The organism is Lyngbya aestuarii BL J (assembly GCF_000478195.2).
Lineage (GTDB): Bacteria > Cyanobacteriota > Cyanobacteriia > Cyanobacteriales > Microcoleaceae > Capilliphycus > Capilliphycus aestuarii.
Genome location: NZ_AUZM01000028.1, coordinates 31,093 through 57,092, shown reverse-complemented (window position 1 = coordinate 57,092; position 26,000 = coordinate 31,093). Strand labels below are relative to the sequence as shown.

Sequence of the window (26,000 nt, the reverse complement as noted above, 5' to 3'; positions counted from 1 at the left end):
CATGATTAAATTAGCGAATCCAATCTATTATCCTATTGCTGTTTTGATGGGAGGAATTACTCTGGTTGCGGGTGTTCGTTTGGCGGGGTTATCTAATAAGATTATCCTTCCTACAGTCGCAGTGGTTACGGTGGCGACTGCATCGGTTTTAAAATCCCGAGAACCGGAGGCGAAAACAATTGCTCAACAGCAACTACAACAAGAAGTAGAACTGTTGAAAGTCTCCAGTCAAAATCTAGCTATCAAAGCCGAAGAATTGCGTCAGGAAGCCAATAAGTTAATGAATAAAACCTCTTTTAATATCGAGGTTTTGGTGGCGGTTCAGGACATTTGCGATCGCACTATTGAATTACCCCAAAAAATTGATAAAATTGCCGAACGTTTACCGGAACAGGAGTCTTTACTCTCGGTTAATGAACTGGAAAAACAGCTTTTAGAGGTGAAAAGTAAAATTCGTTCGAGTTCGGGTATTACCCGTCAAAATTTGGAGCAGTTAGCAGCAAGTTTAGAACGCAATATGGCGTTAGTTCAAGCGGGTCAAGATACTCGCGAAGCTAAAATTATTAGCCTTTCTACGAGCATTCAAAACTCGGCAGGTGTGTTACAAAAGCTTCAGAATAAGTTGAGAACGGCTGACTTGAGTAATTCAAAAGATTTGCAAGAATTGAGAAGTTTGAGTAATGAACTGAATGATTATCAAGCCAATCTGGATATTTTTATTAATTGAGGAATGATCGGCAATTTTACAAGAGATTAGGTTAGAAGTTTAGCAATCTTTGAGTATGACTAGAACCAGGACAAAACCAACCGACAAAAATACTCTATTGATAACAGTTATTGGTTTGCCAATATTAATACTGTTCTTCGGTAGTTCAACTCAGTTAACTTGTGAACGATTAGAACGAAATTATGTCACTTGTCAATTTGATAATCAATATCTATTCGGTTTCTTATCAGATTCATCGCCTCCTTTTCGACTATCAACTTTTCAAGTAAAAACAAAGGAGATCATTCGTAGAGATTCCGAAGGTACATCTTATAAAGAAATCAACTATGAAGCCTACATTACCCCTAAAGAGGGCGAGGAGATTTTTTTTAAAGATTATGGCTCTAATGATTATAAAGCGCGTGAAGATGAGGGGAAAATTATTGAATTGGGTATCAATACGGGAGCATCGGTAGTCACTTTACATGGTTCTTCTTTCTGGATAAAAATACAATATTTAGGAAGGATTATTTATGTTTTTATTTGGTTTGTTCCGGGAGTATTAACTCTATTTTATCGTTTATTCCAAGGAGTAAAAAACTAATGAACTTCATTAAAACAACAGCATTACTGGGTTTCTTGACTGGATTAATTATCCTCATGGGTTATTTACTCATTGGAGGTGTAATGGGTGCGGGGATTGGTTTAGTTATTGCTATTGGAATCAACTTTTATCTCTGGTTTCATTCCGATAAAATTGTCTTGTCGGTTTATCAGGCTCGTTCTCCCAATTCCCCAGAAAAAAAATTACTCGATCCGATTGTTAAATTACTCTGTTATCGTGCTGATTTACCCGTTCCCAAAGTCTATATTATTCCGTCATCTATGGCGAATGCTTTTGCTTCTGGACGCAATCCAGAAAACTCTGTTATCGGGATAACGGAGGGATTATTAAGAATGCTTCACGAAGATGAATTAGAAGCAGTTATCGCCCATGAAATCAGCCATATTAAACACAGAGATCCGTTAATTGTAACCATTGCAGCCACATTAGCCGGAGCCATTTCGCTGTTAACACAGTTGGGAACTACGGTCTTTTTAGGCAGTATTTTTAATTTAAGAAGTGCAAATCCTTTGCGTCAATTTTCCTTGCTGTTAATGGTTCTTTTAGCGCCCATTACTGCAACATTAATCCGATTATCGATTTCTCGAACTCGCGAATATGCAGCCGATGCGGGAGCCGCTTCATTAACCGGAAATCCCCGGGCTTTAGCGAAAGCATTGGAACGAATAGAAAAGAGTCAAAAAATCCCTTTTTCCAGCCAAGCGACCTATGCTTCTCTTTTGATTATTAATCCCTTTCAGGGGAAAATGTTTAATCAGTTATTCTCAACTCATCCTCCTACGGAGTCACGAATTCAACAGTTACTCGGAATGCAAACGAGACAAAAAACGGTTTCAAAAATGAACAATAATTCTCCCCTTAAACGACATAAACGACTGATAACTTCTACGATTTTGGCGAGTCTGGTTGTGGGTTTAGCTTATGCACCCATTCCCGGACTTGAACAGAAAATTGTTGTGGTGAGTGGTAGCGAACTCGCCGAACCTTTACAACAACTAGAAACGAAGTTTGAACAAAAATATCCTAATATTAACCTCGAACTTAAGTTTCAAGGTTCATCGGATATGGTGAATAATTACATTCATCAAAATAATGATTTTAAGCCTACAGTTTTAATTCCAGCTAGTCAAGAATTTTTAGAGGAATTAAGTCAACGTTGGCAAGTCTCAAATGATGGTGAACTCTTTTACAAACCTCCCCAAGCGATCGCCAAAACCTTTTTAGTCGGAATTGCTTGGCCGGAAAGAGGTAAAATATTGTTTCCCAATAATCAATTTTCTTGGCAACGAATTGAACAAGCAATGCAAGCGAAAACCTGGGATAAAATGGGCGGACAAGAGAATTGGGGAAGTTTTGATTTTGTAATGACCGATCCGACTCGTTCTAATAGTGGTCAAGTGACGCTGAGTTTGTGGCTGAATTCCAAGCAGGGAAATTCGCTAAACTTGAATACTTCCAGCGCCGAATCTTTGTTTAAAATGATCGAACAATCTGTTTATCAACCGCCCCGTTCAACTGATATTTTATTGCAAGAATTTATCACACGCGGCCCCAACGATGCTGATGTGACGACTGTTTACGAAAGTATTGCTTTATCTCGTTGGCAACAGGCGGGAATCAATCAAAGCAGACCTTATCAAATCTATTATCTCAATCCCACTATCGAAAGCGTTGCAACGGCTGCAATTTTGCGTCATCATGTTAATTTAAGGACTGCTCATGCTGCCAGTAAATTTGTGGATTTTCTGAGTGAACCTGAGCAACAAAAGGTATTTGTTCAGTATGGTTTTCGACCGATTTATTCTAATGTTAATCTAGAATCGGTTGCTAACAGTCCCTGGAATCAACATATTCCTGGCGCTCAAGTCAATCCTCAAATCTCTGTTTTAGATGCTCCTCAGCCGAATGAACTGCGAGAAATTCAACGATTATGGCAGCGTGTGAGTCCTTAATTCTAACTGAATTTCAACCCATTAACAGTACAATGTATCCTCATGAAAATCTTCACACGATATCGGAGTTACATTTCTAAACCCTAAACTTTCCAGATAGGATTTCCAACTGGTGGGATGATCTTCAATATTTAGATTTCCGAGCAAACGGGCAACATTAGCAATCCAAGGGAGAGTGGAAATCCGATATCCTTGCCAATTAATTGCGACAGATAACCAATCGGGTAAGTTATTGATATCTAAGTCAATTGAGGCTTCGTAACTTGCCCGAAAACAGTAAATTTTGCTGAGATTAGACATTTTGAATTGATGTGACTCCCCATAAAGATTAATCAAGCCAACATTATAAATGATCAGCTCTAAATGACAAGCTTTTAAGACAAATTAACGAACGTAGGAAGCGCCGTTAATATCAATTGTCGTTCCAGTCGTATGGGGAGATAAACCTGACGCCAAAAACGCCACAACATAACCAACATCTTCGGGCGATGCCATTTCACCCATTGGAATATCTTTGGTGAGGTTTGCTTCTCCGTAGGCTTGAATCGCAGTATCAATAATTCGATCAGTGCGAACAAAACCGGGAGCAATTGCATAGGCTAAAATATTATCCTGGGCAAACCCTCTAGCGATACTTCGAGTCAGAGAAATAACTCCTCCTTTAGAAGCGGCGTAATGAATATAGTCGGGTGTATCGCCCCGAAAGGCTGCACGACTAGCAATATTAATGATGATTCCGCCGTTTTGTTGTTTAAAATGATGAATGGCTTCTCGACACAAGTCAGCCACCGCAATGACATTGACTTGCAGTGTTTGTTGCCAAGTTTGGTTCCAAGTTTCTAATTCATCATTAATACTCGCGGGAACAATTATTCCGGCATTATTGACAATGACATCTATTTTTCCTTTCCATGAAATCGCTTGTTTCCATAAGTCAATTGCTGCATTTTTTTCGGCTAAATTTTCCTGAACTAAATAACAAGATTCTTCCCCTAAATTTTGTACAATTTCTTCAGCTTTTTCTTGACTATTTCCATAGTGGAGAATGACATTTGCTCCGGCTTGGTTTAAGATTTTTACTGTTGCTGCCCCAATGCCCTGACTTCCTCCTGTTACCAAAATAACTTTTCCGGTTAAATCAATCATGGTTAAAATTCATTCATCCAATAAATTAACTTTGACTTACTGTTAATCGACGAGCAAAAAATCGACTAATCTCACCTATCCACAGAACAATTGAAGTGCCACCAATAATGATTAGCCAGTCGGTTAAACAGAGTGGAACTGTTCTAAAGACTTCTCCGCCAAACTGAACCATCAAAATTTGACCGATTAAAATAACAACTGCAATGCCAACAAAACTCAAATTTGAAAAGAGATTGCTAAAAGCTGACTGCTTCAAACCAAAACATCTTGCATTAAATAAATTCCAGAATTGCAACATCACAAAGGTTGTAAAAAACAGTGACAATTCATAGGGAGTAATAACTTGATCTCGCTGAATGTAAACTAAAAATCCAATCAGAAACACCAGAAAAATTAGCCCAACACTAAAGATACTGGTTGCCATCGGTTTAGAAATAATAAATGCTTGCGAATCCCGAGGCGGCATTTCCATCACCTTTTGACTCGGGGGTTCTGTGGCTAATGCTAAGGCGGCGAAGGTATCCATAATTAAGTTTACCCAGAGTAATTGAGTGACGGTTAAGGGTAAATCAATCCCAATAAATGGCCCTAACAATGCAATCCCACAAGCGGCGACATTAATAGTGAGTTGAAACAGAATAAATTTCTGAATATTTTGATACAGTGAACGCCCCCATAATACGGCTCGTTCGACACTACCAAAAGAATTATCCAGTAATATAATATCACTCGCTTCTTTACAGACAAACGTGCCACTTCCCATTGCTAAACCGACTTGAGCTTGTGATAACGCCGACGCATCATTGGTTCCATCTCCGGTGACAGCTACTACTTCACCTCTTGCTTGTAAAAGTTGTACAATTCGCTGTTTATCTTGAGGACGAACCCGAGCAATGACTTTCGCATTTTGCAAAACAGATTGAGCGGTTTCATCATCCATCAAACGCAATTGTGAACCCATAATATAAACATCGGGACTATCATCTTGAGTTGCAATGCCAATTTGTTGAGCAATTTGTTGAGCCGTTAATAAACTATCCCCTGTAATCATTTTCACACTAATTCCCGCCTTCAAACATTCTCGTACTGCTTCTGGAACTTCTGGCCTAACGGGGTCAGCAATCGCAACAAATCCCAACCAAATCATGTCTTCATGTTCTTCTAATTTGACATCTTGTTGTTGGATTGTGGGTTCAGGAATATAGGCAAATGCTAGGGTTCGTTTTCCCATCGACTCATAAAGTCTTAACTCCTCTAAGAGTTCATTTCTTTCTTGGAGTTGAATAGAAGTTACACCTTCGGGGGTTAGAATTTGGTTGCAATGGGAGAGCAAGATATCCGGTGCGCCTTTAATATGAAGAACCGAACGACCTGTCGAGGGAGAAATTCCTAAAGTTGTCATGTACTTGCGTTCGGAGGTAAATGCAAGTTGATGGGTGACAACAAACTGTTCACGAGAGGTGACATAATCAACAGAAAAATCTGCTAACCACAGTAATAAAGCGCCTTCTGTGGGATTTCCTAAAGGGTGAGAAGCTTCTCCGGGATGACGTTCGAGGTTAGCGGTACTATTCGCTGTAATGGCTTCAACGAGGAGAGGATTTTCTTTGGCTGAACTATTCCATAAACAAGGAAAATCATAATTACTCACTCGCATTTGATTGAGTGTTAATGTTCCTGTTTTATCTGAACAAATAACGGTTGTCGCTCCAATCGTTTCACAGGCGTGCATTCGACGAACAAGATTATTTTGTTTCGCCATTTTTTCCATGCTATAACCCAAACTTAGGGTAACGCTAAGAGCTAATCCTTCTGGAACTGCAACCACAATCACGGCAACAGCAATCATAAAATAGGTGAGAAATTCAGCCGCGACTGAAGTCGGTATCCATTGCGTCGGAGAACCTGAAATCCAGTTTAATCCATAGCCAATTCCGGTCGTTGTGGCGAATAGAAGACATCCTAAACTTAAGGTTTTTAAAGTCTCGCTCCAGTTATTTTCTTCAGAGTCTTCGGAAGATTTTTGATCAATTCCTGCGAGTTCTAAACCATCAGAAACGATTGGCATCCAAACGGGAATCAGAGCAATTGTTAGACTCCCAAACAAAGAAGTGATGATGTACCATTGGGAGAACGTGAGATTGAGTTCACCTGTGATTATTCCGCGTACAATCAGAGCAATATCAATCAAAATGGCGATCGCTAATCCTAAGACTCCAATTAAGCGGCTAAGACGATCAAGTTGTAAATTTAACGGGGTTTCTACATCACTTTGTGTCGCTACAGAACGTGCTGTTTTACCAATTTCGGTGTGATCTCCAACTGCAATAACTTCAAGAACTCCATGTCCATCGGTGACATAGGTTCCTCGAAGAACTTGATCCGGAGGATAAGCTAAATCTTCGTGCCAATCATCGGAAGTTGCCACGGTGACTTTATTGACAGAAGCCGATTCCCCCGTTAAGTTCGCTTCATTAACCTTTAGAGAAACAGCATCTAAAATTCGAGCATCAGCCGGAATTTCTTCGCCTAATTCCACTAAAACAATGTCTCCGATCACAATATCTTTTTTGGGGACGGTTGTAAAGCTATCATCTCGAATGACTTTAATTGGAACTTCGTCATTCATTTGATTGAGGATATTAAATTCTTGATTGGCTTTATATTCGTTGAGAAAAGCAACGGTTGTTGCCAGTAAAATAGCGACAATAATACCGAATCCTTCTAGAGCATTTCCTTCAAAAATACCGACTACAATGGCGATAATTGCAGCAGTAATTAAAATTCTAATGATCGGATCATCAAATTTTTCTAAAAACTGTTTCCAAATCGGATCACGTTCAGGCGGTGTGAGAATATTGGAGCCGTGAGCTTGGCGACTCGCCTCAACTTCTACGGATGTTAGTCCTTTGAGGTGGTTCATGTCAGGTGTTGGATGAGTAGGTCGGTGTCTGTGCGTGTGAAACAAGCTGAATACCGCTTCAGGATCAATAGAGAATGTACCTTTGGTTCTCTAGTAACAAAACGACTAAACCCAGATGGGGGGAGTTTTTTGATACACAAGCTGAAGGCTCAGTTCGTTGTGAGGAAGTCAAGCGCGGTATACGAGCATATTTCTTCAGCCTAGCAGAATTGCCAAAAAATTGTAACAGAGTGAACTTTTTTGCTCTAAAGTCATAGGTATAAATTCCTGATATCTGCCATGAGTTAACTTAAAGGATGAGATGCGCTATTCTAACAGGTTTACTGACTCTAGATTTTTATTGAAACTCAATCATAACATTTGAAACTTTGATATTTTTGAGAGCGGTAAATTTTAGAGATTTTTTAGATTTTAACTCACTTGAACACCATAGACTCACTCTTTAAATTGTTAATTTTTTAAGTCAAATAAAATGTATCAAAATGATCAGAAGTAAAAACTAAATTATGCTTTAAGGTTAATTTCTTTTCCATTAGAGTTAGGTTGTAGTTCCAAGCGAGGAACACCAATTGAAATTCCGACTTGATCAAATCTTCGCTTCAAACGACGACGAAATTCTCGACCAACATTCCACTGTTCTATCGGTTTTGTTTTAACCCAAGATGGAAAATTAATCACCACAGGTTATGCAGGAAAAAGTGATGATGCTTGATTGTGGTGGTTCAACTCAATTAATTGTGACTGGAACAGAGTTGGTTTCTTAAAGTTATACCGTACCTCGAACTATTCCGCAAGCCATTGGAGTTTTAACAGGAAGAAAAAAGGGAGAATGATCTGGGCTTCTCCCTGAATAATCTCTAATAAGTTTAAGCTTTTAATTCTTACGACTTCTGAGCCAGCTATCAATAGAAATTTGGTTAAAAGTGTAACCCGCTAACAAGATAAACAACACAACACAATAAATTAATTGTGAGGAGGCTGTATCCCATTTCTGAAGCAAGCAAACTCCAAACATTAAAGGAAGCATTAACACAAAACTGGCAATAATTGCATTACGAGTCTGAAAGCCAATAATCATTAAAACACCCGCAATTAATTCAACGATGGGAATAAAAAAAGCAGGAATTGAAATCATAAACTCAGGGATAGGTAATCCTTCATACAAAGCCACTTGGGAGGCTACAAAGCCAGGAATATTACCAATTCGGACTAACCCATGTACCATAAAGTTAATCCCAAATACCAGACGTAACAGGGTGTAAGCTAAGATGATATCCTGACGACGAAGTAAAATCGGAGTCTCGTTAAATTTCATGGTTTTACTGGGAGTAGATGTTATCTTCTATAACTATTGACTTGCTTTCCCGAGATTGGTTCAAAATATCAGTTTATTGGATTATTCACACTCACTCATAATAACATTATATAGAGAGTCTGGATATTCTGAGTGATTAATTTGCAACCGATTTTAAATGCTGATTTAGGAAGGTAATTGTCTTTTTCCAAGCATCTTCAGCAGCTTCGGCATTATAACGAGTACCCGAAGGATTTGCAAAAGCATGATCTGCATTTTCATAGATGTAGATTTCGGGTGACTTTCCTAAATCTTTTAACGCCGTTTCAAACTGACGAACTGTTTCTACAGAAGGATTATCATCAAGTTCTCCAAAAATTCCTAAAATGGGCATTTCTAAAGCTTTAAGTTGATTCGGATTGGTTTCAATTCCACCTCCATAATAAATGACGGTAGCATCGAGTTCTTTAGGAAAAAGCAATGCTGTGTTTAGTGACCAACTTCCCCCAAAACACCAACCTATACTCCCAATTTTGGGTACATTTTGTTCTTGTTCTAAATATTGATAAGCTTGACGAATATTATTTTTTAACTGTTGTTCATTATTTCTCGCTGCGGTCACTAATTCTCTGGCTTGTTCGGGAGTATCCCCAACTTTTCCTTCATACAAATCAACAGCTAAAGCTACATAACCTTCTCCGGCGAGTCGTTCAGTCATCATTTTAATATTATCATTGAGTCCCCACCATTCATGGATAATAATTAAACCCGGTAAAGACTCCTCAGCTTGTGCTGGACGAGCAAGATATCCCACTAAATCTTGATTATTTAAACTTCCATAGGTGACTGAATTTGTCTCAACAGGTTGACTCGGTTCAACCGCAACCAGAGGAGAAGAAATCGGAAGATCTTGCTGATGAGATCTCCACATCTGGATAACTGGATCTGGAGTTGGGTTCTCACTCGCGTTACCTGAGTATTGATTTCCCCACAATAGGATTCCTAAAAAGATAACTAAAGCAAGTCCTAAGAACCGACGCATAGTTTTTTGTTGTCATAGTTTTACTGTTCAGAGTTTAGCGCATCTCATCGACTTTTTCACGGAATATTAATTGAATTCGTTCTCTTTACCTGAGAGAAGTCTTGAAACAAAAACATTGAGTCATCTAAAAATAAAATTTTGGTAAAAATTGCAACATTTTAAGATGGGCTTTTATGTTAGAAAGAGATTGAACTCACTCACAAAAAATATCTTTAAAAATAAGCTTTAAATAAACTTAAAACAAACCAAAATTTTAGATTAAACCGATTTTAAATGATATAATCAACCTAGACCAACGCTTAGGAGAACTGTTATGATTAAACCTCATATCCTCTGGGGAACCTTAGCCTTAGTATTCAGTTTCAGTGTACCTGTTAACGCTCAAAATTGTACACCTTTAGCGGTTGTTAAAGGAGAAGGAACATCGGTGACAAAACGAGTTTCTGCCCCCAATGCAGGTATTCTTCCGTTTGTTCCGGTAGGTTTTCGAGGAAATTGGGATACTGACTTTGCGATTTCAGGTAATGCGAGTTATCGATACTTTATTGGTACGATTCAATCCGCTTCTGAAGACCCTGCTCCATTTAAAATTCAAATGTTCCTTAAATATAGTGATGGAACAGCCGATAGAGTCTTTGATGAAACGGTAAGATTGGAACCGAATGAATCTCAACAAATGACAGGTCGCCCTCGTCCTGGTGATCTTCCTTTTCAAGTTAACTTAAATGTTGGTGGGAAGAATGCAATTGGACATAGTTATACAATTCAGGTTGAAGGTTGTCAATAAAATTGTTAAGTCAAATAGGAGTTCTCAGTCTATTCTTTCTGACCCGCTAGAGATGCAGAAAAGCGGGTCTATTCTCCTGAATCTGAACACCGTTTACCCAAATCTAACGCGGTTTTGGCCCAGAAAATAACCCCAATATCGGGCCTAAAATTGCTCCAAACACAAATCCACCTGCGTGCGCCCAGTATGCAACTCCTCCCGGTTCAGAACCCATCACGGCATCCACATTTAGGCTTGCTACCCCATTCATCAACTGCGTCACAAACCAAAATCCGAGAAAGAAAATTGCAGATAAACGAACGGGAATCGGAATCAATAAAAAGGGCAAAAGCGTAATTTTAGCGCGAGGAAAACGAATAATATAGGCTCCTAAAACCCCTGCAATTGCCCCACTTGCTCCCAATGTTGGTATGGCGGAATCGGGTGCAAAAAAGCCTTGAGTCAAAGCCGCCAACATCCCACAAACAATGTAAAAAATCAGAAACTTAAAATGACCTAAACAATCTTCAACATTATTCCCAAAAATAGCAAGATAGAGCATATTCCCGATAATATGTCCAAAACCCCCGTGCAGAAATTGAGACGTAATCAAAGTAATCCATTCGGGAAAAGGAGAACCCGGCAGCGCAACCGGACAAGAATTCGTCAGTTGACAAGGGACAAATGCCCAAGTATAGAAAAAATCTTCAAGTTGTTCTGGGTCTAACCCTAACTCAACAATAAAGAAGATAATATTGGCTAAAATCAACACCCTCGTTATCCAAGGCGTAATACTAACTGGATTTTCGTCATGTATAGGAACCAAGGAACACCTCACTTTAAAAATTTGTGCTTACATTAGCTTATTTATCATATTGCTGACAACTGCCACTTTGCCAAAATCAATCCATAAACAATCTATCAAAAATAATTTACTGCCCGATCTTCACAAAATTTTATTCGTTTTGAGGTTCAGAATCGATTAAAATTTTAACGAGGATAATTTTATCTTCTCAACTGACCGCATCGCTGACCGACTCACAACAATGGAAACAGCCTTTGATCAATTTTGGTCTTTAGTTTGGGGAACGCTCACCCTCAATCCTGAAGTCTACACCCAAATTAGCACGATTTCTGGAGGAAAAACCGTCGCCCTCACAATCGTCATTATTGCGGGATTATCCCAAGCGATTGGTCAATGCGTTGTTTTGTTTATTAACCGAGTCAAACCGCTACGTTTTTTCTTCAGTCTGGGTATCGCCGCTATCTTATTTGTTTTTGCCTACATTTTTTGGGCAATTAGTGTGTGGTTAGGGAGTCATTTATTATCTGGAACTCGACTGACTGAACTAGAACTAATTGCTGTTCTACGAACCTTGGGACTGAGCTATGCTCCATTATTATTTAGCTTTTTAACCGGATTACCTTACTTTGGTATACCCATTTTTATTTTACTTTCACTCTGGAGTTTGTTAGCAGAAATTGTTGGATTACAAACCCTAATTAATTTGGGAACTTGGGAAGCTTTTGTCTGTGCGGGAATGGGTTGGGTGGTGTTTCAAAGCCTTCAACGAACTGTTGGTCGTCCCATTGTTGCTTTAGGACGATGGATACAAAATAAAGTCGCTGGAACACAACTGGTTACAGATCGTCAAGGACTTGAACAAATCGTTTTAGCTGGAAACCCAACGACGCTCAAAGACGTCAGTAATGAAGTTTTAATCGAAGCCAGTACCACCGTAAAAAGTGGACGTTCACCGCGAAAATTATTGAGATGGCAACTGATTTTAATTGCATTTTTTGTGTTTGCAGTCGTCATCTTTTTATCAACAAACTCTCCTAGTAATATTTTTACCTGGTATCGAACATTAGGCGTTACCGTTAAACTTATTTTAAACCTGATTGGGATTAGTTTAGTTGCTCTATTTATTTCCATTCTATTAACCCCTTTAGAAGCATTAGGATGGTGGGCTGGATGGTATGGAACAGAACCTTTAGAATACTTAGGAAGTCCTGTTGAGACGATTTCCTCCTCGACTCAAATTGATCGCTACATTATGTATTTAGACGGAATTAACCAGGGTTCCTCTGAATATCTTCCGAGCGTTCAACAGTTACTGAATGAATTAGCCAGCGGTCTTCCTAAAAATGTTTTAATTGTTCAGGGAATTATGCCCTATTCTGTTAACAACCAATCCCTCAGCGAAAATTATCAAGTGGGTTTTTTATGGCGAATTATTGAGTCGATCTCCCTGAAAAATCCCGCTAATCCTATTGGTTTGATCATCAATATTCGTAATATTGTCGCCGTTGCCATTTCCGCAGATCCTCGTTACGGCCCGATTCAAAATCAAGGTTTAGCACAGGTTTTATTTAATAGTTTGGTGAGTTTTGGTTATCCCGTCGGCAGTCAAACGCCTGTCACATTAATTGGCTACAGCGGTGGGGGTCAGATGTCGATGGGGGCAGTTTCATATTTAAAACAAACTCTCAACGCACCGATAGAAGTGATTTCCCTCGCCGGGGTAATGAGTGGAAATACCGGGGCGATGCAAGTTGAACAGCTTTATCACCTGGTTGGCGACAAAGATACCGTTGAACCGTTGGGGCCGATCATGTTTCCTGGACGTTGGCCGCTGTGGTTTCTCTCCTATTGGAATTGTGCCAAACGTCGAGGTAAAATTTCCCTGATTTCTCTTGGCCCTGTCGGTCATAACGGTTTTGAGGGACCGATGGCAGCAGAGACTTTTTTACCAGATGGTCGGACTCATCTTCAGCAAACTGTCGATATTATTACTGGAATTTTACTAAAAGATTGGGAAAAAACGGGCTTAGATCCGGAAAAATTCAAAAGAATTAGCAACTATGAACGCTATAAAAAGGCTTTATTTAATCAACCCAGTTATTATCCTCTCCATCAATCTATTAACCGAGAATATTATCAACCTGTTGGGACTTGGATCGGACGTTTAATTTTACCTCCTGTCGAAGAACGTCAAAAGATTAAAGGGGTTTGGTTAGAAATTTATCAGGCTAGTCATGCCAATCAACATCGTATCGGTCAAATTGTTAATTTACGTTGGCATCATGAGACTCGGGTACAAACTTACGTTAAATTAGTCACTCAAGATGTTAATTTTATCGATCAAGCTTATCTCAGTCAACGTCAAGGAAATATTCACCCAGAACGGATTAAGGGTTGGCAAAAAGTTGATCCGTTAGAGTCCTTAGCAGGGGCTTTACCGGAAGATGATATTATTGTAAAATTACCCGATCCTGTTCGAGTAGAAGATAACGGATCAGAACGTCCTAGCGTTTATATTAATCGCGATCCCATTCAAATTATTGGACGGTTTTATGGATTGGTTAAAATTGTGCAGTTTAAAGGCGGTGATTTATTTGCTGTTCGTCACTACAACCGTCAATCTAAACAGTTTGATCGCTTAGAAGAAATCGTTTATATTCCCACCGTGATCGCGAATAGAAATGGTGTTTTTCCATCCAGTAATTATGAACTTGAAAAATCTCCCCTCAACTCATCCGGTTGGTACATTTATGGGGCAAAAAATTCACAGGGAATGTTTGTTGTTGAAGCGATTGCACCCCGTTCACTATTTTCTGTCAAACCGGATCGTGTGATCAAAGGGAAAAAAGCAACACTCAACTTTATGAACTTTCATGCTTGGGATAATACAGTTGAAAATAAAGGTCACGCTTATACCACGTTTCTCAATCCAGAAATTGAAAATAATATTAACAAAAAATCACAAGATTGGCAAGAAGGAGAACAGGCGTTACTGATGCACGTTTTTGGTGGAATTGGGGGAAAAAATCCCGAGTTTTCACCCTTCGGAATTTATTTCGGTCATTTTGCTTTTGGATTTGCCAAAGTCATTCGAGATCCCCTCAGTGGTGAATTGCGATTTGATATTGAATATCGCCAAATTTATACCCATAATAGCAGTGGAATTACCTCTGGAACATTAGATTGGACACGATATATGGGGGCGCGTCAGTGGGGATGGTTAGGGTGTCGTCCAACTTGTGATATTTTGGTTAAATTTAGTCCTCTAACCGAAGACTATGATTTTGATGGGTTAACCTTTTCTCCTCTGAATTATGTGATGAATGAACTGGAAATTATGGCGGCGCGATATCGCATTGGGGACGGCACTGGAACAACATTTGTGAGTGCGATTAATTCTTGTGTACAAGATTCAAGTCAAGCGTTTTATACTGCTTTATCGCGGATGATGGCTGAGATTGAGTTAAATCCTCTAATTATGAAATGGTTGAAAGAACATCCTCAGCATGAACAAACTCAACGATTTATCTTATTAGTTGATTTGGTTAAAAATTTACAGCGATATCTCACACCGATCAAAAAAGTTAGACCCGATTGGCGGTATAATATATCTACATTAGGCAGTTTTCCTCTAGAAACTCCTGGAGAAACTCTCTTAAAAGTAATAGCGAGTTGGCGAACTTTACTTCCCCGTTGGACTTGCGATCAAGTGGCAATGATTTTCCTTCAGTTAGGCGCTTCACTTTTGCTCATTCGGACAAACCAAGTTGGGGGAAATGATCCGAGTCTTCAACCCATTGCACCTACCGATTTTTCGATTTCTGTTCCCAAAATTAAACAATCTAAACACATTCATAAAGCGATTGGGTAAAAGATTTTTCTCTAGAGTTTATATTCTCCAAAATTTACAAAAAATTAGCAAAAACTTCTTCTTTTTTTAAGAATAATTATTCTTTGGGATTAACTAAATTAATCATTGGATGAACAATTGTTTCGTTTTGCCTTTGACCCTCTTCGTTTTTACTCTTTCCACATGGTATAATACTCAATATAATCAAAAAAATCCCAGAAATTGATCACTCTCTTAACCCCCTAAATCTTGAACGAGTAAACATTTATATGACTGCTACCCTTGCCCTGATTGCTCACGATCGCAAAAAAGACGAACTTGTTGATTTTGTCCTTCAATATCAAGCCATTTTTTCTCGTTATCGCTTGATTGCCACTGAAACAACTGGACAACAAATTCAGCAAGGAACAAACCTACCCATCGAACAAATGCTTTCAGGACAACAAGGGGGAGATATACAAATTGCCGCCCAAGTTGCTGAGGGAGAAGTATTAGCCGTTATTTTCTTGATTGATCCGCTTTTTTCCAAACTCCACGAACCCGATATTCAAGTCTTACAACGCATTTGTGCGATTCATAATGTTCCTTTAGCGATTAATATTGCTACCGCAGAAGCTATTCTTGAAAAACTGCGTCATTCACGAGTCGCCCATCTAATTTTTAATCCGGTTGCCGGTTCTGGAAATGGCAATCAAGACTTATCTTTAATTCGCCAATTACTCAAACCCCATATGCACTTGCGAGTCTATCAAACGACAGCCGATGAAAGTGCAGAAGAACTGACAATCAAAGCAATAGAAACCCATCCTGATCTGATCATTGCGAGTGGAGGTGATGGTACAATTTCTGCGGTAGCGGGAACATTAATTGGAACTCAAATTCCATTGGGTATTATTCCGAGAGGAACTGCTAATGCTTTTGCAGTGGCTTTAGGAATTCCTCTGGCTTTAACGCCCATTAGAAGTGCGTGTCAGGTGATTATTAATGGGAATACTCGGGTTGTTGATGCTGCTTATTGTAACCAAAAGCCAATGATTTTACTCGCAGGCATTGGCTATGAAGCTGAAACAATTGATAAAGCAAGCAGAGACATGAAAGAACAATGGGGGGCTTTAGCGTATTTAATTGCCGGTTGGAAGCAACTCAATGAACAACAATTATTTGAAGCAGAAATTGAAATTGATCATGAAGTTTATCAACTCACTTGCGCTGCAATTACGATTGCTAACGCCGCCCCTCCAACCTCTATATTAGCTCAAGGAAAAGGTGAAGTTATTTTTGATGATCATCTCCTAGATGTAACGATTGGAACAATCAATACAAATCCTCAGCAACTCGTTAATAATCCGAAATTACAAGCGGTGACTACCATGATTAATATGCTCGGTGCAGCCTTAATTAAAACTAGCCCTGATCTTCCGAATGTTTATCACTTGAGAACCTCAAAAATAAAAGTGACTGCAAACCCTCCGCAAAAAATTGTGGTTGATGGGGAAATGATTGGTACAACTCCGGTGGAAATTGAATGTATTCCTGATGGGTTAACTGTATTTGTTCCTGGAAATAATGGTTCACCGAAGTAGAATTGCCAAAACTCAGCCCACAGAATTATGATCAATTCAAGACTTAATTTAAGACTCAAACTCTCTGGTGAAAACGATGCAACGATCTACCCCTTCCCAACCCCTGGCTCAAGCTTTACGTTCTCGTCGAGAACACCTGGCAAAATTAATCGATTTTCCGGCTATTCTGTGGTCAGGGGGTGATTATTCTCGCAATTTTCCCGCCAATACTTACCCCTTTCGCGCCAGTAGTCATTTTCTCTACTTTGCCGGACTCGCGCTCAAAAATACGGTGATTCGCCTAGAAGGTGGTAAACTTGAACTGTTTAAGGATGATCCACCCGCGAGTTATGCCCTCTGGCATGGAGAAATGCCCAACCGTGATACAATAGCTGCAACAATTGGCGCAGATGCAGCATTTCCTCTGGCTGAGTTAGAGTCTCGGGTCAAAAATGCGGCGACGATATTACCACAAAACCCGATCACCCAAACTCAACAGTTTCAGTTACTCAAACGTTCGGTTCCTCTGCCAAAAGCAGCGACAGGCATTGATTTAGAACTCATTAAAGCGATTATTACGTTACGCTCGTGTCACGATCAGGCTGCTTTAACAGAACTTCGCCAAGCCGCCAAAATTACCGTAGAAGCTCACAAAGCAGGTATGGCAGTCACGACACAGGCAAAAACCGAAGCGCAAGTGAGAGCAGAAATGGAAAAGGTTATACTTTCCCACAATACAACTTGCTCTTACAATAGCATTGTCACGGTTCACGGTCAAGTTCTGCACAACGAACAGTATTTTCACCCTCTACAAACGGGGGATTTACTATTAGCTGATGTGGGTGCTGAGACTCCAATGGGATGGGCAGGAGATGTTACCCGAACTTGGCCTGTTTCTGGTCAATTTTCCCCAACTCAACGGGATATTTATGAGATCATTTTAGCCGCCCATGATGCTTGTATTGATCAGATGAAACCTGGAGTAGAATATCGGGATATTCATCTGTTAGCGGCTTTAAAGATAGCAGAAGGATTGGTTGATATAGGAATATTAAAAGGTCAACCGAGTGATTTAGTCGAACAAGATGCTCATGCTTTATTTTTCCCCCATGGAATTGGTCATTTATTGGGGTTAGATGTGCATGATATGGAAGATTTAGGAGATTTAGCCGGATACGAAGCAGGAAGAACAAGAAGCGAACGGTTTGGGTTAGGATATTTGCGGTTAAATCGTCCGTTAAAAGCAGGAATGTTAGTGACAATTGAACCCGGTTTTTATCAAGTTCCGGCGATTTTAAATAATCCAGAAAATCGGAAAAAATATCAAAATGTAGTGAATTGGGAGAAGCTAGAACAATTTGCGGATGTCCGGGGAATTCGTATTGAAGATGATGTCTTAATCACAGAAACCGGAACCGAAGTCTTGACGGCAGACTTACCGAACTCAGCCAGTCAAGTTGAAGCCCTTGTTCAAAGTCATCGGTACTCCGGCGATGATCGCCGGAGCCGGCGATGACTCGATTCCCGAGTCAATATTAACCTCACTCAAGAAAACTTTACCTTTTCTGAAAACAGCAAATATTGCGAAACTTGTATTGAGTAGTTCTGAACCCCAAAGAGCAATTGCGATTAATCAACTGAGTTTTGTAACCGTTACCACAGATATTCCTGAACCCATTTATACAAAAAGTTTACTTAGTCTGGGTTTACTGGGTTTTGGGGTAAAATCAAAGAAAAAATGTCAAAGCTAACCCCTAATATTTACAAATCCTCAAAAAGATTGTAAGATCTAAAAAGATAAATTACCTCAGACAAAACGCCTTTTATTTTCGTGAAACGAGCGTCTACCTTTACCCCAAATTAGAAGTCTGTGGCTTATCGATTTTATAGCTTTCAATCCAACGGACAAAGTAACCCCGATGGTTCACTCTGTCAGGGAATCATTTATCAAAGTTTTACATTACAATCTTTCGCCGATCAAAAGTGGTTAGAAATCCATCAATATGTTGCAGGTTCTGCAAGATTACAAGGAACATCTAAATTCATACCCCTCAACTTTTTTGAACCCCAACCCATTCTCCCCAAAAAGCCGATCATCAAGGAATCTTTTCAACCGATTTACGCATCTGCTGGATTCAGATGAGCCATTTTCCAAGTCACAAACGTACCCACAGGACTCCAGAGAATATAGGGAAGTAAAAGAATCATCGCCCATTGAGAAATCGGTAAAACACTAATCGCTAACATCACACACAAAATCGCCCCTGTCCCACCAATAATCGTCCCAACTTGTAGACTTCTGGTTTTACACATAACAGGAGTATAAGCAATCGTCACCACCTCAACCAACAAATACAATCCCATCAATAACCAAGTTCGCAACGTTCCCGGTTCTTGTTCCCAAACAATCACCGCAGACCAAGCCAACCCAATAAAAACCACCGTCCAAATCAGAGGAATAAGCCGTTCAAATACCAACCAACGCGGGCGTTGTAATCGTCGAAACCATTTCTGATCATCAGATTGAAAAAAGAGATTTCCGCCAAAAGCAACCAGAAAAGCAACTCCTCCAATCACCATCCAAGACTTAATCATTAATACTGACTCCTAGCGGAATAGTGAAGCTGGAATGCGAGAAAATAGAACGAGGGAGTCGTTCTGTTCGTTGAAAGTCAACCTTTCATCCGACTGACTTATTTTAATCGGTTTAGACGACTCCCCAGTTCTTCCTTGAGACAGATTTACCTAACCCAAACGATGGGTATTTTCCATCTGTAAACCCGAATCTTCCGAAGGAGAACCCATCAACAATCTCTTATTTTTAGATTGAAATACGCCTTCAATAACTTTCATGAGACGATTCGACCTCACTTGACCATTCATAGTGAACCGTTGTTGTACCTTTCTACTGAGATGTCGCATCACAGAAGCATCCAACTCCTCAATAAATTGGTCAGCAATTTGTTCTCCCATGTAGTCAATTGCTTCTGAATATTGTTCCATCAGCATCTCAATCGCCCCGGAAGCTTGTTGAGTCAATTCTTCTGAGTTTTCAGATAAATTATTCTCAGCGGAATGATTAGCAGAATGATTAACAGAAGGCTGAGGGGGGAAAACAGGTTGTTCTATCGGTTGAGAGTGAGGCGCAGAATTCACCCCAGAAGACGGCGCAGTAGAAGAACGATTTAGACGACGACTAACGAGATGTTTGTACTCATCAATACTCATTCCCAAATTTTGTAAATGATGATGAACATGATCAATTAACTCCACTTCATTCGGCGCATACATCCCGTGATTTCCATTCAACCCATGCAATTGCGCCCAAGTTCTCAGCGTTGCTTCATCACCAATCCGATAACGTTCTAACAATTGAGTTGTTGTTAAATTTGTTTCAGGTGTCGGTTTAAAATCACTCATTGGAACATCCTCCTCTTAGTAGTAGATTACTCCCCAACACAGTTCTCAGTTTTCAGTAACCCGTTCTTGATTTAGGACTGTCCGTTTCTAGACATCACAACTTCGTGTTCAAGGCTTCGTTAACAAGCAACATATTGGCTTTGTGAATAGGTCACTGAAAAAGCGGTCATGTGAGAGGAAAGGTTCAGCTTTCGTATTATGCCCGATATTGCGATTAAATGAGCGTTAAATCTTGTTGATCAAATTGGGGCAACTGTCTGTTTTACCCAAGTCAAGCTAAAATTAGCAATAATAGAGCCTACACAATGCCTTACCCTAAACCTTACCATGCCGATCTACGACTATTTCTGTCCGAGCAATAACCGAAAAGTCGAAGTTATGCACAGCATTCACCAAGACGTTAAAACTTGGGGTGAAGTCTGTCAGCTAGCCGAATGCGAGTTAGGAGAGACACCCGAAGACGCCCCTGTACGTCGAGTTTTGAGTGCGCCGATGGTGTCTGTCCCTCTCACCAATAGTGATTATCGTAACGCTGGATTTACTAAATTGGTCAAACGAGATCAAGGCGTTTATGAAAATGTTACCGCTACTGATTAACACATTCAATTGATTCCAAAACATGACATGACAAAAACCACCCCCGTTGCCATTTCAGCCGACTCTCCTTTAACTACAAAAGCCGGAGTTCAAATTGCCCAACTGGGGGGAAATGCAATTGATATTGCAGTTGGGGCTGCACTCGCTGCCACCTTATCAGAAATTTTAATGTGTTCTCTGGGGGGTTCAGCATTTTTAATGATTCATAAACCCGGACAACCCCCGGAATTGATTGATGGTGCCGATGCTATGCCCAGTGGTCATCTCAAACTTGACCCCAATTCTGCCGGATGGCAAGAAGTTGATCTTCCCTATGGCGATGGTATCACAGTCAGAGCCGGACTTGCCTCGATCGCGGTGCCGGGAATGTTGGCCGCCTTAGAAACCGCTTGGCAACGTGGGGGTTCTCTCCCCTGGTTAGAAATCGTCGCCCCAGCGCTAGAATTAGCCCGGAATGGGTTTAATTTGAGTCCAACTACGGCGCGTTGGTTGTCTTTGGCAGGGAAACCGTTATTTTATCCCCAACAAGCCAGTCGAGACTGCTTTTTCCCCAACGGTTGTCAAGCGGTAGCTAACGAACCTTTTAATATTCCTGACATGGCGGAAACCCTAGAATTAATTGCCCAAGAAGGCGCAAAAGCTTTCTATCAAGGGGATATCGCCGCTGCTTTTGTTCAAGAAATGGCTGAACATGGCGGGTTTGTAACTCGTTCGGACTTAGCGAATTATCGCGCTATTGTTCGTCAACCGCTACAATTAACCTCTATGGGCTTTGAACTCGCTTTAAACCCTCCCCCAGCGGTTGGAGGCGCTGCGGTGGGAAGTTTGATGAAACTATTAGAACTCACCACCCAATCCGATTTTACCCCCGCCCAACGCACGTTACAACAGGTGAAAGCGATAATTGCGTTATGGGAACTGCGAACCCAAGAAAACCCCGAAGTCTTCCTCGCCGAAGAAACCCTACGCCGCTATTTACCTGCGATACAGTCTCCCAACACGATGCACTTATCTGTCGCCACAGGTTCAGGGGAAATGGTTTCTGTGACTATGAGTAATGGTTATGGTTCAGGTATTACCATTCCCGGAACCGGAATAACTTGCAATAACAGTTTAGGCGAACCGGAGTTGAACCCCCAAGGCTTCTTAGGCGCTGCGGTTGGCGAACGGATGATATCGAATATGGCGCCGAGTTTAGCATGGCATCCAGACGGGCGCTGTTTGGCGTTTGGAACTCCGGGGGCGAGTCGAATAACCACTGCTATGGCGCAGATGTGGACTCGCTACGCCCGAGAAGGGGTTTCCCTGGAAGAAGCGGTAAAGGCACCGAGGCTACACGTTGAACCGAAAGAGAATAAATGGCGGGTTTTGTATGAACCTGGAATTGATACAACGCTGTTAGAAACTGAAGGGAAAAATCTAGAACTTTATCCCTTTGAACAGCTTGATATGTTTTTTGGCGCGATTAAAATTGCTGGAATTAATGCAGAGGGAACATTAGAAGCGGTTGCTGACAATCGACGGGAAGGTTCTGTAGAAATAATACCATAAGCCGAAAATATTGTGAAGCTTTTTCAGCGGAAATCCGATAGAATAAGTCACAAAGTTGTTCAAGCGCAGCATCTATTCAATCAATGTATCCTCGTTTACTAGCCCTTCCCACCTTAGCAACGTTGACCACAATTTGCTGTGCAACTACAGTCACAGCCCAGATTATCCCAGATAACAGCTTAGGTTCAGAAAACTCTGTTGTTACACCTAATGTTAACATTCGCGGGATACCTAGCGATCGCATAGATGGGGGAGCGGTTCGGGGAGGAAATTTATTTCACAGTTTTGAAGAATTTAACGTAGAAGAAGGACGGGGCGCTTATTTTTCAAATCCCGATAATATTATTAATATTCTGACTCGGGTTACAGGTGGGAATATTTCAGAAATTTTAGGAACGTTAGGCGTTTTAGGGAATGCAAATTTATTTTTAATTAATCCTTCGGGGATTGTATTTGGGCCAAACGCACGGTTAGATGTAGGCGGTTCATTTTTTGCAACAACAGCCGATGGAGTATTATTTGAAAATGGTGTTGAATTTGCAGCAAGTAACCCCGAAGCCCCGCCATTATTAACGATAAATATTCCCATCGGATTAAATATTCGAGAAAATCCGGGAACAATTGTTAATCAAGCCACTCTAACAACCTTGGAAGATGGAAGTTCCTTAAGAAATGATGCAGGATTTCTAGTTCCTCAAGGGTTAAATGTTCCTCAAAATAAAACATTAGCTTTAGTTGGGGGCGATGTATTCTTTAATAACGGAGTTGCTATTTCTCCCGGTAGTAATATCGAACTCGGCGGATTATCAGAACCGGGAATAGTTGAATTAAATAATGTAGGGGCGAATGGCAATACGCCCATTCTTCAGTTTCCCACAAATATTCAACAAGCAGACATTATATTAACGAATCAATCTCAGATTAATGTTCGTGCCGATGGTGGTGGAGATGTTAACATTAATGCTGGTAATTTTGGGATGGCTAACGGGAGTATTATTAGAGGGGGATTTGATGAAGGGTTAGGTTCTCCAGAGGTGAAAGGCGGAGATGTTAATATTAATGCTCAAGAAAACGTTCTTCTAACAGATAATAGCTTTATTTCCAATATCATTGATATTGATTCTCTAGGCGAACCCGGTGATATTAACATCAAAACTAGCTCATTATTCATGGAAAATGGCGCAGACCTCAGCGCCAGCACTTTCGCCCCCGGAAATGCAGGTTCGGTTTCTATTTTAGCAACAAATTCGGTTGAATTATCAAATGCCAATATCTTTAGTTCTGCCGAAGTTGGTGCGGTGGGTAATGGAGGAGCGGTTGAAATTATTACAGAGAATTTATTGCTGTCTAACGGTTCTCAAGTGATAACCGACACATCCGGAGAAGGAAATGCGGGTAATATAACCGTACAAGCTAAATCTATCGAACTTACGGGAACTTCTGCCAATGATAGCGAGATTATCAGCGGTTTTTTTGCGGATGTAAATGAGACAGCCATCGGCAATGGTGGTAAAATTACAATTGAAACTGAACAATTACGATTGAGCGATGGAGCGCAAATCTCCAGCAGTACATTTGGACAAGGAAATGCGGGTTTAGTCTCTATTTTAGCAACAGATTCGGTTGAGTTGTTGGGTAGCAGTATTATCAGTAATGTGGTGGAAGGTGGAACTGGAAATGCTAACGCTGTCAATATCGAAACTCGAAATTTATTGGTGTCTGGGGGGTCACAAATTCAATCTTTAACTTTTGGAAACGGAGACGCAGGTAATATCAATATCAAAGCTGAATCTCTCGAACTCACCGGAACTTCAACAGAAGACAGTTTGCAGAGTAGTACAATCACTGCGAGTTCTAGAAGTGGAGAAGGAAATAGCGGAAATATTATCATAGAAGCCGAACGTCTTCGGATAACCGATGCTAGTGGAATCATAGCCAGTGCTACCGGAAGGGGAAACGCCGGAACCATTTTTATCAAAGCAACTGATATACAATTATTCGGGTTTGCTCCCAATTCAACAGCCCCTTCTGCTATTACTGCAAATATCGAAGACCAAGGAACAGGAAATAGCGGAAATATTATCATTGAAACCGCACGTTTACTTCTAGAAGATGGTGGATTGATTAGAGTTAATACCGCCGCAAATACACCCGAAAATTCCGGTCAGGTTTTAATTATTGCCTCTGAATCTGTTACACTAAACAATGCTGTTGGGATTAATACAGATACAGTTGGCCCCACAAATGCGGCTCCCATTACCATTTTTACTCGCTCTCTGTCAATTGAAGGAAGGTCAGGAATTGTTGCCAACTCGGGTACACTAGAGAACCCAACAGATGCAACAGGTCAAGGCGGAGAAATTTCAATATTCGCTTCTGAGCAAGTTCAGTTGAGAGGAAGAACTCAGACCGACGAAACCCCATTAATTTCTTCTGTTACTTTTGGAGGAGGGAGAGCAGGAAAGATTAGAATAGAAACCGGAGAGTTAATTGTTGACAAGGGATTAATTTCTGTTTTAAGTAACGATACGGCAAGTGGAAATGCAGGTAATATTGAAGTTTTAGCCTCAGATTTTGTAGAGTTATCTCGTCTTGAAAGTGGCTTATTGGCAGGGACAGACGGAGTAGGAAATGCTGGAAATATTTCGGTTAAAACTCCCGAGTTAGTGCTGAAAGATGAAGCATCTATTGGAGTGGGAAGTTTGTCTGGAAGTGGAAACGCAGGTAATATTACAATAGAGTCTAATCAGTTGTTTATTCAAGATGAAGCCAATGTATTAGCAGCAACAATAGATGGAGATGGAGATGCCGGAAATATTAATATTAATAGCTCCGAGTTAGTAGAAATCAGAAATCAAGGGAATATCCGAGCAGGCACTCAAGGGAGTGGAAATGCTGGAAATGTGAGAATTGAAACAGAACAATTTCAACTTCGTGATGGCGGTTCAGTAAATGTTAGTTCTACAGCATCAGGAATTCCGGGTAATATTGATATTTCTGCAAACGAAACCCTTTTAAACAATCAAGCTCAACTGAATGCAAATTCAGAAGCGGGTCAAGGCGGTAACATTAGACTTTTATCCGATGACATTCGTTTGTTTAATGAAAGTAGAATTTTAGCCTCGGGAAGTGACAGCGGTCAAACCTTTGAAGGGAATATTGAAATTGATGCTAATCTTTTACTTTTACTTCAACAAAGTCGTATTTTAACTGATGCTTTCAACCCAACCGGAGGAAGTAATATTACTATTCGTCCTTTAGGAAATTCAGAACTCGGACTTTTACAATCTACTGATAGTATTATTAATGCAGCCGGAGAACTTTCGATTGATGATACCCTCAATTTTGACCCGCCAGAAACACCCGAAGTAGAATTCATTGACCCGGCTGAATTAATCGCTCAAGACCCCTGCAAACAAGGTCAAGACAGCGAATTTATTATTACAGGACGTGGCGGTATTGCACCCAACCCAACCCAAGCTTTAACCTCAATTGAAGGGTTAGTCGAGTTAGAATCTCTCCTAATTGAACCCGTTACTCCTCAATCCAATTCTTCCTCAGAATCTCAACAAAAATCACAAAAACGAGAAAATAATCCAGTTGATTCTAGAACAATAATTCCGGCAAGAGGTTGGATAAAAGATGAAAATGGTGATATTATTTTAGTGGGTTATGACCCGACTAAAACCGGAGTCCAACGTCAGCAATATAACCCTTTCTCCTGTCAATCTTAGAAGATTAGCTTTTCATTGTTAAGACAA

General features: G+C 40.4%; 21 protein-coding genes. 12 read left to right on the top strand and 9 right to left on the bottom strand.

Annotated features, from left to right (window positions below):
* The first annotated feature begins 1 nt into the window (after position 1).
* Genes M595_RS13610 through M595_RS13600 form a run of 3 tightly spaced genes read left to right on the top strand, consistent with a single transcriptional unit; the run spans position 2 to position 3,283 of the window.
* Entirely contained in the window at positions 2–727 is a 726-nt protein-coding gene (locus M595_RS13610; RefSeq protein WP_023066854.1) for a hypothetical protein, read from the top strand.
* Between the two features lie 55 nt (positions 728–782).
* On the top strand, positions 783–1,310 hold the full coding sequence (locus M595_RS13605) for a hypothetical protein (protein ID WP_040484085.1): 528 nt from the start codon (positions 783–785) through the stop codon (positions 1,308–1,310).
* Positions 1,310–3,283, top strand: coding sequence for a M48 family metalloprotease (locus tag M595_RS13600; RefSeq protein ID WP_023066867.1), 1,974 nt, complete (start codon positions 1,310–1,312; stop codon positions 3,281–3,283). The genes M595_RS13605 and M595_RS13600 overlap by 1 nt, the downstream gene beginning before the upstream one ends.
* Before the next feature lie 21 nt (positions 3,284–3,304).
* Here M595_RS13600 and M595_RS13595 read toward each other — a convergent pair whose 3' ends face one another.
* The 6 genes from M595_RS13595 to M595_RS13570 all read right to left on the bottom strand — a co-directional run bounded on the left by M595_RS13595 (position 3,305) and on the right by M595_RS13570 (position 9,688).
* Positions 3,305–3,583, bottom strand: a complete 279-nt coding sequence (locus M595_RS13595) for a hypothetical protein (protein WP_023066858.1) — start codon at positions 3,581–3,583, stop codon at positions 3,305–3,307.
* An 84-nt stretch (positions 3,584–3,667) separates the two neighbouring features.
* Positions 3,668–4,429, bottom strand: coding sequence for an SDR family NAD(P)-dependent oxidoreductase (locus M595_RS13590; protein ID WP_023066824.1), 762 nt, complete (start codon positions 4,427–4,429; stop codon positions 3,668–3,670).
* A gap of 25 nt (positions 4,430–4,454) precedes the next feature.
* Positions 4,455–7,352 (bottom strand): calcium-translocating P-type ATPase, PMCA-type, encoded by a 2,898-nt coding sequence (locus M595_RS13585; RefSeq protein ID WP_023066855.1) that lies wholly within the window; start codon positions 7,350–7,352, stop codon positions 4,455–4,457.
* 504 nt (positions 7,353–7,856) lie between these two features.
* Entirely contained in the window at positions 7,857–8,033 is a 177-nt protein-coding gene (locus M595_RS31175) for a hypothetical protein (RefSeq protein WP_023066840.1), read from the bottom strand.
* A 193-nt stretch (positions 8,034–8,226) separates the two neighbouring features.
* Positions 8,227–8,667, bottom strand: coding sequence for a DoxX family protein (locus tag M595_RS13575; protein ID WP_023066856.1), 441 nt, complete (start codon positions 8,665–8,667; stop codon positions 8,227–8,229).
* A 136-nt stretch (positions 8,668–8,803) separates the two neighbouring features.
* Complete coding sequence (locus M595_RS13570; RefSeq protein WP_023066861.1) at positions 8,804–9,688, bottom strand: dienelactone hydrolase family protein; 885 nt, start codon at positions 9,686–9,688, stop codon at positions 8,804–8,806.
* A gap of 313 nt (positions 9,689–10,001) precedes the next feature.
* Between M595_RS13570 and M595_RS13565 the strand changes: the two genes are divergently transcribed.
* Positions 10,002–10,475 (top strand): hypothetical protein, encoded by a 474-nt coding sequence (locus tag M595_RS13565; protein WP_023066862.1) that lies wholly within the window; start codon positions 10,002–10,004, stop codon positions 10,473–10,475.
* Between the two features lie 103 nt (positions 10,476–10,578).
* On the opposite strand, the gene M595_RS13560 is transcribed toward M595_RS13565, so the two are convergent.
* The gene (locus M595_RS13560) at positions 10,579–11,280 is read right to left on the bottom strand and encodes a rhomboid family intramembrane serine protease (protein ID WP_023066851.1); all 702 of its coding nucleotides are present in this window, start codon (positions 11,278–11,280) and stop codon (positions 10,579–10,581) included.
* 220 nt (positions 11,281–11,500) lie between these two features.
* Between M595_RS13560 and M595_RS13555 the strand changes: the two genes are divergently transcribed.
* The 5 genes from M595_RS13555 (at position 11,501) to M595_RS13535 (ending at position 18,814) form a co-directional block, all read left to right on the top strand.
* Positions 11,501–15,130 carry a membrane protein gene (locus M595_RS13555; protein ID WP_023066830.1) on the top strand — a complete coding sequence of 1,210 codons (3,630 nt, stop codon included), beginning with the start codon at positions 11,501–11,503 and terminating at the stop codon, positions 15,128–15,130.
* A 248-nt stretch (positions 15,131–15,378) separates the two neighbouring features.
* Entirely contained in the window at positions 15,379–16,692 is a 1,314-nt protein-coding gene (mgsA, locus tag M595_RS13550) for a methylglyoxal synthase (protein WP_023066819.1), read from the top strand.
* 76 nt (positions 16,693–16,768) lie between these two features.
* Entirely contained in the window at positions 16,769–18,187 is a 1,419-nt protein-coding gene (locus M595_RS13545; protein WP_023066833.1) for an aminopeptidase P family protein, read from the top strand.
* Entirely contained in the window at positions 18,138–18,422 is a 285-nt protein-coding gene (locus M595_RS13540; RefSeq protein ID WP_152983574.1) for a hypothetical protein, read from the top strand. Before M595_RS13545 ends, M595_RS13540 begins: the two co-directional genes overlap by 50 nt.
* A gap of 119 nt (positions 18,423–18,541) precedes the next feature.
* Positions 18,542–18,814, top strand: coding sequence for a hypothetical protein (locus M595_RS13535; RefSeq protein WP_023066879.1), 273 nt, complete (start codon positions 18,542–18,544; stop codon positions 18,812–18,814).
* Here the strand turns inward: M595_RS13535 and M595_RS13530 are convergent.
* Together M595_RS13530 and M595_RS13525 are read right to left on the bottom strand one after the other, a co-directional pair.
* Positions 18,790–19,266, bottom strand: a complete 477-nt coding sequence (locus tag M595_RS13530) for a TspO/MBR family protein (protein WP_023066827.1) — start codon at positions 19,264–19,266, stop codon at positions 18,790–18,792. The genes M595_RS13535 and M595_RS13530 overlap by 25 nt on opposite strands.
* A gap of 150 nt (positions 19,267–19,416) precedes the next feature.
* Positions 19,417–20,091, bottom strand: a complete 675-nt coding sequence (locus tag M595_RS13525) for a hypothetical protein (RefSeq protein WP_023066843.1) — start codon at positions 20,089–20,091, stop codon at positions 19,417–19,419.
* Positions 20,092–20,418: 327 nt separating this feature from the next.
* On the opposite strand from M595_RS13525, the gene M595_RS13520 reads away from it, so the two are divergent.
* The 3 genes from M595_RS13520 to M595_RS13510 all read left to right on the top strand — a co-directional run bounded on the left by M595_RS13520 (position 20,419) and on the right by M595_RS13510 (position 25,973).
* Complete coding sequence (locus tag M595_RS13520; RefSeq protein WP_040484083.1) at positions 20,419–20,688, top strand: FmdB family zinc ribbon protein; 270 nt, start codon at positions 20,419–20,421, stop codon at positions 20,686–20,688.
* Between the two features lie 27 nt (positions 20,689–20,715).
* A complete protein-coding gene (locus tag M595_RS13515; RefSeq protein ID WP_023066814.1) occupies positions 20,716–22,239 on the top strand; it encodes a gamma-glutamyltransferase in 1,524 nt (507 codons plus the stop codon).
* Positions 22,240–22,322: 83 nt separating this feature from the next.
* Complete coding sequence (locus tag M595_RS13510; RefSeq protein ID WP_023066828.1) at positions 22,323–25,973, top strand: two-partner secretion domain-containing protein; 3,651 nt, start codon at positions 22,323–22,325, stop codon at positions 25,971–25,973.
* The last annotated feature ends 27 nt before the right edge of the window (positions 25,974–26,000 follow it).